The organism is Micromonospora sp. KC721 (assembly GCF_004348355.1).
Taxonomy (GTDB): domain Bacteria; phylum Actinomycetota; class Actinomycetes; order Mycobacteriales; family Micromonosporaceae; genus Micromonospora.
In genome coordinates this window covers 1-5,566 of record NZ_SMJY01000286.1, presented here as the reverse complement: position 1 = coordinate 5,566, position 5,566 = coordinate 1, and the positions used below count along the sequence as shown (strand labels likewise).

The following is a 5,566-nucleotide window of genomic DNA, read 5'->3' as shown; positions in this document are numbered from 1 at the left end:
GCGTTCGTGGCGTCGACATCCAGGTGGGGACAATGATGGGATGGGTGGCGTGTCCACGAGCGCCGCAGGCCCCGAGCTGAGCGAGGAATGATGAGCGCGAAACAGTCGGTGACCGCGGATCCGTCCGCGACCGAGCCCGAGGCGCTGTTCGTCGAGTTGGCGGAGGCGCTGCGCCGGGTGCGTGGTGGTGACTTCAAGGTGCGGCTGCCCCGGCGGGCGGGCGCGGCCGGTGAGGTGGCCGACGCCTTCAACGACGTGGTGACGCTCCAGGAGCGGCAGTATCTCGACCTGCGCCGGATCAGCCGGATCGTCGGCCGGGACGGCCGGCTGACCGAACGCCTCGACGAGGAGGGTTTCGACGGTTCCTGGGCGGAGGGGCAGCGGGCGATCAACTCGCTGATCGACGACCTGGGCCGCCCCACCACCGAGATCGCCCGGGTGATCGTGGCGGTGGCCGACGGCGACCTCTCCCAGCACATGGCGCTGGAGATCGACGGTCGCCCGCTGCGCGGCGAGTACCTGCGCATCGGCCGCACGGTCAACACGATGGTGGACCAACTCTCGTCCTTCTCCAACGAGGTGACCCGGGTGGCCCGTGAGGTGGGCACGGAGGGCAAGCTCGGTGGTCAGGCCGACGTCCGTGGCGTCGCCGGCACCTGGAAGGACCTCACCGACTCGGTGAACACCATGGCGTCGAACCTGACCGGCCAGGTGCGGTCGATCTCCCAGGTGGCCACGGCGGTGGCGAAGGGTGACCTGAGCCAGAAGATCACCGTGGGTGCCCGGGGTGAGGTCGCCGAGCTGGCCGACACGATGAACTCGCTCACCGACACGCTGCGGCTCTTCGCCGAGCAGGTGACCCGGGTGGCCCGTGAGGTGGGCACCGAGGGCAAGCTCGGCGGTCAGGCCGAGGTGCCGAACGTCGCCGGCACCTGGAAGGACCTCACCGACAGCGTCAACTCGATGGCGTCGAACCTGACCGCCCAGGTGCGCAACATCGCCCAGGTCTCCACGGCGGTGGCCCGGGGCGACCTGTCCCAGAAGATCACCGTGGCGGCGCAGGGCGAGATCCTGGAACTCAAGGACACCGTCAACACGATGGTGGATCAGTTGTCGTCGTTCGCCGACGAGGTGACCCGGGTGGCCCGTGAGGTGGGCATCGAGGGCAAGCTGGGTGGTCAGGCCCAGGTGCGCGGGGTCTCCGGCACCTGGCGCGACCTCACCGAGAACGTCAACCAGCTCGCTGGCAACCTGACCAGCCAGGTGCGCAACATCTCCCAGGTCTCCACCGCGGTGGCGAAGGGCGACCTGAGTCAGAAGATCACCGTGGACGCGCAGGGCGAGATCCTGGAGTTGAAGAACACCGTCAACACGATGGTGGATCAGTTGTCGTCGTTCGCCGACGAGGTGACCCGGGTGGCCCGTGAGGTGGGCACGGAGGGCAAGCTGGGCGGCCAGGCGCAGGTCAAGGGCGTCAGTGGTACGTGGCGGGATCTGACCGACAACGTGAACTCGATGGCGTCGAACCTGACCTCTCAGGTGCGCAACATCGCCTCGGTGACCACCGCCGTGGCGAAGGGTGACCTGTCGCAGAAGATCACGGTGGACGCCCGGGGCGAGATCCTGGAGCTGAAGTCCACGGTGAACACGATGGTGGATCAGTTGTCGTCGTTCGCCGACGAGGTGACCCGGGTGGCCCGTGAGGTGGGCACGGAGGGCAAGCTGGGTGGTCAGGCCCAGGTGCGGGGGGTCGCCGGCACCTGGCGCGACCTTACCGACAACGTGAACTCGATGGCGTCGAACCTGACCGCCCAGGTGCGTAACATCGCCCAGGTCTCCACCGCCGTGGCGAAGGGTGACCTGTCGCAGAAGATCACGGTGGACGCCCGGGGTGAGATCCTGGAGCTGAAGTCCACGGTGAACACGATGGTGGATCAGTTGTCGTCGTTCGCCGACGAGGTGACCCGGGTGGCCCGTGAGGTGGGCACGGAGGGCAAGCTGGGCGGCCAGGCGCAGGTCAAGGGCGTCAGTGGTACGTGGCGGGATCTGACCGACAACGTGAACTCGATGGCGTCGAACCTGACCTCTCAGGTGCGCAACATCGCCTCGGTGACCACCGCCGTGGCGAAGGGTGACCTGTCGCAGAAGATCACGGTGGACGCCCGGGGCGAGATCCTGGAGCTGAAGTCCACGGTGAACACGATGGTGGATCAGTTGTCGTCGTTCGCCGACGAGGTGACCCGGGTGGCCCGTGAGGTGGGCACGGAGGGCAAGCTGGGTGGTCAGGCCCAGGTGCGGGGGGTCGCCGGCACCTGGCGCGACCTTACCGACAACGTGAACTCGATGGCGTCGAACCTGACCGCCCAGGTGCGTAACATCGCCCAGGTCTCCACCGCCGTGGCGAAGGGTGACCTGTCGCAGAAGATCACGGTGGACGCCCGGGGTGAGATCCTGGAGCTGAAGTCCACGGTGAACACGATGGTGGATCAGTTGTCGTCGTTCGCCGACGAGGTGACCCGGGTGGCCCGTGAGGTGGGCACGGAGGGCAAGCTGGGCGGCCAGGCGCAGGTCAAGGGCGTCAGTGGTACGTGGCGGGATCTGACCGACAACGTGAACTCGATGGCGTCGAACCTGACCGCCCAGGTGCGCAACATCGCCTCGGTGACCACCGCCGTGGCCAAGGGTGACCTGAGTCAGAAGATCACCGTGGACGCGCAGGGCGAGATCCTGGAGCTGAAGAACACGGTGAACACGATGGTGGATCAGTTGTCGTCGTTCGCCGACGAGTTGACCCGGGTCGGCCGCGAGGTCGGCATCGAGGGCAAGCTCGGCGGCCAGGCCCAGGTCAAGGGAGTCTCCGGCACCTGGCGCGACCTCACCGAGAACGTCAACCAGTTGGCGTCCACCCTCACCACCCAGCTCCGGGCGATCTTCCAGGTGTCCACCTCGGTGACCCGTGGTGACCTGACCCAGCGGATCTCGGTCGAGGCACAGGGCGAGGTCGCCGAGCTGAAGGACAACATCAACCAGATGATCGTCACCCTTCGGGAGACGACCAAGAAGAACGCCGAGCAGGGCTGGCTCGACTCCAACCTGGCCCGCATCGGCGGCCTGCTGCAGGGCCAGCGCGACCTCGGCGAGGTCTGCCGCATGATCATGATGGAGGTGACCCCGCTGGTCGACGCGCAGCTCGGCGCGTTTTTCCTGGCGGACGACTCCGACGGGTCGGTGCGGTTGCGGCTCACCGCCTCCTACGGGTACGTGGCCCGGGGGCATGACGTCACCTTCGGCCCCGGGGAGGGGCTGGTCGGCCAGGCTGCCCTCTCCCGTCGGACGATCCGGGTCAACGCGCTGCCCGACGGGCGGCTCGTCCTGCGATCCGGGCTGGCCGAGACGCCTCCGACGGACCTGGTGGTGCTTCCCGTCCTCTTCGAGGGCGAGCTGCTGGGTGTGATCGAGTTCGCCAGCGTGACCCGCTTCTCCGAGCTGCACCTGACGTTCCTGGAGCGGCTGGTGCTGACCATCGGCGTGGCGGTCAACACCATCCAGGCCAACCGGCGTACCGAGGAGCTGCTGGCGCAGTCGCAGCGGCTGGCGTTGGAGCTGCAGGACCAGTCGGCCGAGTTGCAGCGCACCAACGCCGAGCTGGAGGACAAGGCCAAGCTGCTGAGCGAGCAGAAGGGCAACATCGAGACCAAGAACCGGGAGATCGAGCTGGCCCGGCTCGGCCTGGAGGAGAAGGCGCAGCAGCTCACCCGGGCGTCGGCGTACAAGTCGGAGTTTCTGGCGAACATGAGCCACGAGCTGCGTACGCCGTTGAACTCCCTACTGCTGCTGGCCCGGCTGCTGGCGGAGAACTCGGAGCGGAACCTGACCCGTAAGCAGATCGAGTTCGCCCGCACCATCCACAGCGCCGGCTCCGACCTGCTCTCCCTGATCGACGACATCCTGGACCTGTCGAAGATCGAGGCTGGCCGGATGGACGTCGAGCCGACCGAGGTCCGGTTCGACGAGATCCGTGGCTACGTCGAGCAGGCGTTCGCCCCGCAGGCCGAGGAGAAGGGTCTGGAGTTCCAGGTACGGCTGGCCGAGGAGCTGCCGCCGGCCCTGGTCACCGACGCCCAGCGGTTGCAGCAGATCCTGCGTAACCTGCTCTCCAACGCGGTGAAGTTCACCGACAACGGGGCGGTGACGCTGCGGATCGGGCTGGCGCCGGAGAACGCGGTCTTCGACGTGCCGGCGCTGACCAACGCGCGGCAGGTGATCGCGTTCACCGTGATCGACACCGGCATCGGTATCTCGGACGACAAGCTGGGGCTGATCTTCGAGGCGTTCCAGCAGGCCGACGGGACCACCAGCCGCCGGTACGGCGGGACGGGGCTGGGCCTGTCGATCAGCCGGGACCTGGCCCGCCTGTTGGGCGGCGTGATCGCCGTGGCGTCGGCACCCGGGCAGGGTTCGACGTTCACCCTGTTCGTACCCGATGTGCTGGCCCCGGACGCGGTGGTCGCGCCGCAGGCTCCGTCGCCGCAGCGCGCGGGACTGCCCTCGTCGTTGCTGATGCCGCCGATGCAGCTGTTGCCCCAGCCGCCGGCGGCTCCGGCGACCCGGCAGCTGGACGGCGCGACGGTGTTGATCGTCGACGACGACGTGCGGAACGTCTTCGCGCTGACCTCCGCATTGGAACTGCACGGCATGACCGTGCTGTACTCGGACAACGGGGCGGACGGGGTTCGTCTGCTGGCCGAGCATCCGGAGGTGGACATCGTGTTGATGGACGCGATGATGCCGGACCAGGATGGGTACGAGACCACCCGGCAGATCCGTCGCAACCACCGGTTCGCGGACCTGCCCATCGTCTTCCTGACCGCGAAGGCGATGCCGGGCGACCGGGAGTCGGCGCTCGCGGCCGGTGGCAGTGACTACATCACCAAGCCGGTCGATCTGGACGAGCTGATCGAGCGGATGGCCGCCTGGATCAGCGGCAGCCGAGGCGAGGAGAATTCGTGACGCAGACGGCCAAGGCGCTGCTGGTCGACGACCGCCGGGAGAACCTGATGGCGCTGGAGGCGATCCTCCAGGGCCTGCCGGTGCAGTCGGTCGCTGTGGAGAGCGGCGAAGCCGCGTTGAAGCAGTTGCTGGTGGACGACTTCGCGGTGATCCTGCTGGACGCGCAGATGCCGGACATGGACGGTTTCGAGACGGCCAGCCACATCAAGCGGCGGGAGCGGACCCGGCACGTGCCGATCATCTTCCTGACCGCGGCGGACAAGGACGCCCAGCTCGCCTTGCGCGGGTACGCGGTGGGCGCGGTGGACTACCTGACCAAGCCGTTCGACCCGTGGGTGCTGCGGGCCAAGGTGTCGGTCTTCGTGGAGCTGTGGGTGAAGACCCGGCAGCTCGCCGCGCAGTCCGACGTGGTGCGGGAGCGGGACGCGCAGTGGCGGACGCTCACCGACGCGGTGGACGAGGCGACCATGCTGCTGCGCGCCGACGACAGCCTGGAGGCCCGTGACCAGGCCGTCGACCTTCTCGAGCAGGCCCGCTGGGGCACCACCCCCTGACC

General features: G+C 68.1%; 2 protein-coding genes. Both read left to right on the top strand.

The genetic code is table 11. The features are described from left to right. The first annotated feature begins 90 nt into the window (after positions 1-90). A complete protein-coding gene (locus E1182_RS28800) occupies positions 91-5,010 on the top strand; it encodes a HAMP domain-containing protein (protein WP_371687618.1) in 4,920 nt (1,639 codons plus the stop codon). Continuing rightward, positions 5,007-5,564, top strand: a complete 558-nt coding sequence (locus E1182_RS28795; protein WP_132270878.1) for a two-component system response regulator — start codon at positions 5,007-5,009, stop codon at positions 5,562-5,564. Before E1182_RS28800 ends, E1182_RS28795 begins: the two co-directional genes overlap by 4 nt. The last annotated feature ends 2 nt before the right edge of the window (positions 5,565-5,566 follow it).